General features: G+C 54.5%; 4 protein-coding genes. 2 read left to right on the top strand and 2 right to left on the bottom strand.

What is annotated here, in order from left to right; genetic code table 11:
* Window positions 1-86: 86 nt before the first annotated feature.
* A complete protein-coding gene (locus tag CWI66_RS17395) occupies window positions 87-1295 on the bottom strand; it encodes a PcfJ domain-containing protein (protein ID WP_100732371.1) in 1209 nt (402 codons plus the stop codon).
* 2 nt (window positions 1296-1297) lie between these two features.
* Window positions 1298-1783, bottom strand: coding sequence for a hypothetical protein (locus CWI66_RS18125; RefSeq protein ID WP_157809006.1), 486 nt, complete (start codon window positions 1781-1783; stop codon window positions 1298-1300).
* 149 nt (window positions 1784-1932) lie between these two features.
* Here CWI66_RS18125 and tnpA point away from each other — a divergent pair, with 149 nt between their 5' ends.
* Entirely contained in the window at window positions 1933-2223 is a 291-nt protein-coding gene (gene tnpA / locus CWI66_RS17390; protein WP_100732370.1) for an IS66 family insertion sequence element accessory protein TnpA, read from the top strand.
* Window positions 2220-2326, top strand: a 107-nt coding sequence (gene tnpB / locus CWI66_RS18740; protein ID WP_198517593.1) for an IS66 family insertion sequence element accessory protein TnpB, incomplete at its 3' end; no start/stop codon positions are given. The genes tnpA and tnpB, both read left to right, overlap by 4 nt.

The raw sequence follows: 2326 nt of genomic DNA, 5'->3' as shown, positions 1-2326 counted from the left end.
TTGCACGGGGCGAATGATCAAAAAGTGCTCGCTGGCGGTGATAGGGAAAGTGTCGGCGCCGGCTTCACGGATTCAGGTAATTGTGATTACTGCCCGCCTAACCAACGCATGACTGCCTGCAGTGCTTGTTCTGAGGGCATAGCATTGCGCTTGCCTTGCGCCTGACTAAGCACCCATTTATCACCCAAGGGAGAAATGGCAACGGTTAAGTGCTCTGGATGGCTCATGTGGTAAATCGCTATAGACCCTTGTGCCACCAACGTGTGGTAACTTCCCACACAGTGCTGCATGCGTTTGCCTTCAAGCAAGAGTGAACTCCAAGAGGTTAAGGCGCAAATACCTTCTTGGTTCGGTAGAGGGGCGTTGGGGAAAGGCCCATAACGCTTTTCCAGCATGTCAGCTTGAACCTCACTTTGCGCATCATTTCGGGCATTAAAGCGTGCAATACGACGATCATGCAGCACTTGTAGCTCCGCTAACGATGTAACACGACGAAGCCTTGAGAGGTTGGCAGCATCTAGGCGGTGTGTGTCTTCTAGCATGGACGTTAGCCAAGTGCGATCATGAACACGGTTGGTCGAGTTCAACGCCTCATCAATGAGCGCGAGTAACCCAGGCCACCGTTCGCCTTGGTAATTCCCTAAGAAAATTAACTGTTGAGCATAGGGTGCCGGATGGTGCCGAAGTAGAGACGTGGTACGGGGATCCATTAATGCGCGCTTAAGTGCGATGAACTCTCGCCCAATCATAGGGGTGAGCGCGCATCGGCGCAGCAGTTTGGCAGTCGCCTGCGTACTGGATAAGCCAGCATAGCCGCACAGCTCAGATTGCTTTTTGCTGAGCAAGCTCAATAGATAGGGTTCTGACCACTGATGCTCTATGGCTTTCTCAGTGAGTAACACCAGTAGAAGGGGAGAGTAAACCGCCAGATCCAAGGCTGCTGGATGGCGGCCTGTCAGCTGGGCCAGCTCCATGCCCAAAAAGGGTACGGCATTAACCAGTGTTGTTACCTCAGCAGGCATGCCCCGCGTTAAGGCCTCGCCCTGAGTGCTCATCAGGGCCTGCCAACCAATCCCCGCAGGGGCTAAGAACTCTCCCCACGCCAGCGGCTCATGATTGGTTTCGCTGACCCATGACAAGGGTGTTGGTGAGCGCCACGGGGATACCTTCACTACCAAGGGGTAGCCAACGGCAGCGGATAAGTCGAAGACGATGCGTTGATCGTCACGAACTGCCATCTTCTGATGAGATGTCGGTGCCCATCGCTGTAAGGCACGATGCATCCATGCGCGCATAGTTAATCGAAGCCTCCGTCTTGGTGATGAATCACGTCCACACTTGTAAAGCCTTTTAACGCTAGCGGCGTTCCCGGTGAATGGGTATAAGCCACTAACGCACCCCCATAAGCCGCCGCGTAATCTAGGCAAACCACGTTACGGCCCAAGCGCAGCGGGGTGCTTGTCAGAGCATAATGACCAAAAAAAGTAGGGTGGGCGTTATGGGGGTAGCCATGCTCACGCGCCTGGGTGGGTAAGAACTCCCAAGGGTGAATTAGTGCCACGTCGTTAGGCCACCACCGAACGCGCTTCCTAATAGTACGAAACCCCGATGCTGAGACATAGGGACGAACCGTGTGTTCGCAGCCGGCAATCACTCGATCCATCGCAAAATAGGTGGTCGAGTAACTGTCTTCATAAGCGGCCATGGCGGCATCGTCCAAGCAGCGAATGCCCATCGCTTTTAAATGCTGAAGTGAAGTTTCATGCCACCAAGCATGTACCACGCGACATTGCTCCAGCTCTAGAAAGAGAGGCTGTGTGCGTAGCCACTGAAAGTGATCGAGGAGTGTAAGCGTTCATTCCACGACGTTCTGCCACCCTGCTGAAAATCGCTCTACAGTAACCTCACACTTTCCAACACGAGGTTACCCCCATGAGAAAGCACCGCACACCCGAACAGTGGCAGGCCCTGGTTGATCAGCAGCGTGACAGTGGTCTGTCAGCTTCGAAGTTTTGCAAACAAGAGAACATCGGTTACGCCAGTTTCTGCAACTGGCGCAAGCGTCTGTCCGATCCGTCGACCAATGATTCGGCAGGATCCAGTGAGGCCAGTTTTCTGGATTTGTCGTCACTGATGGGCTCGTCGCACTCCTCCGGCCCAGGCTGGCACATTGTGCTCAGCCTGGGTAATGGCGTTGAACTCCGGCTGAGCCAGCACGGATGATCGGACTCGATAGCCAGGCCCGGATTTGGCTGTGCACCGAGCCCACCGATATGCGCAAATCGTTCCGGGGCCTGAGTGCCCTGGTTCGGAATCAGTTGAAGCA

It is taken from the genome of Halomonas sp. 141 (genome assembly GCF_002810305.1).
Taxonomy (GTDB): domain Bacteria; phylum Pseudomonadota; class Gammaproteobacteria; order Pseudomonadales; family Halomonadaceae; genus Vreelandella; species Vreelandella stevensii.
Note: the sequence above shows the minus strand (reverse complement) of the source record. Positions and strands in the feature narration are given on the sequence as shown.

Coding starts and splice junctions, on each gene's coding strand:
- CWI66_RS17395 (WP_100732371.1), bottom strand. CDS start 1,295: ATGCGCGCATGGATGCATCGTGCCTTACAGCGATGGGCACCGACATCT.
- tnpA (WP_100732370.1), top strand. CDS start 1,933: ATGAGAAAGCACCGCACACCCGAACAGTGGCAGGCCCTGGTTGATCAG.